At 67.2% G+C, this 1109-nt stretch carries 1 protein-coding gene; it reads left to right on the forward strand.

Features of this window, described 5'->3' with window-relative positions; all coding sequences use genetic code 11:
- On the forward strand, positions 1-1109 hold a 1109-nt coding region (locus U858_RS0132940), incomplete at both ends, for an efflux RND transporter permease subunit (protein ID WP_025141336.1).

Below are 1109 nucleotides of genomic sequence, written 5' to 3' on the forward strand. Positions count from 1 at the left end.
GGCGCCGCTGCCGCAGGTGGACTTTCCCACCATCCAGGTGCAGGCCAACCTGCCGGGCGGCAGTCCGGAAACCATGGCGTCCAACGTGGCGCAGCCGCTGGAACGCCAGTTTTCGCTGATCGCGGGCCTGTCGCAGATGACCTCGGCCAGCGCCATCGGCACGACCCAGATCACGCTGCAGTTCGACCTGAACCGCAGCATCGATTCGGCGGCGGTGGACGTGCAGGCCGCGATCAACGCGGCCACCGGCCAGTTGCCCGCCAACCTGCCCAACCCGCCGACCTTTCGCAAGGTCAATCCGGCGGACGCGCCCATCATGGTGATGGCGGTGCAGTCGGACACGCTGCCGCTGATCCAGGTGAACGACTACGCCGACAACATCCTGGCGCAGCAGATTTCGCAGATCTCGGGGGTGGGCCTGGTCAATATCGGCGGCCAGCAGAAGCCGGCCGTGCGCATCCAGGTGGATCCCGGCAAGCTGTCGGCGCTGGGGCTGAGCCTGGAAGACATACGCGGCGTCATCGCGACGACCACGGTGAACCAGCCCAAGGGCACCATCGACGGGCCGCGCCAGAGTTTCACCACCTACACCAACGACCAGCTGCTGTCGGCGGCGCCCTGGAACGACATGGTGCTGGCCTACCGCAACGGCGCGCCGATCCGGGTGCGCGACGTGGGCGTGGCGGTGGACGGGCCCGAAAACACCAAGCTGGCCGGCTGGGCCTACGCCGGCCCCGCGGCGCCCGCCGACAACACCATCACCAACGGCCGCTCGATCGTGCTGCAGATCAGCAAGCAGCCGGGCGCCAACGTGATCGACACCGTGGACCGCATCCGCGCGGCCCTGCCCAAGCTGGAAGCGTCGATTCCGCCGTCGGTGCACGTGAACACGATCATCGATCGCACCCAGACCATCCGCGCATCGGTGCAGGACGTGGAATTCACGCTGACGCTGACCATCATCCTGGTGGTACTGGTGATCTTCCTGTTCCTGCGCAACGTGGCGGCCACACTGATTCCCTGCGTGACGGTGCCGCTGGCGCTGATGGGCACGGCGGCCATCATGTACGTGGTGGGCTTCAGCCTGGACAACCTGTCGCTGATGGCGC

The sequence above is a fragment of the Achromobacter sp. DH1f genome, from assembly GCF_000633435.1.
Taxonomy (GTDB): Bacteria; Pseudomonadota; Gammaproteobacteria; order Burkholderiales; family Burkholderiaceae_B; genus Achromobacter; species Achromobacter deleyi.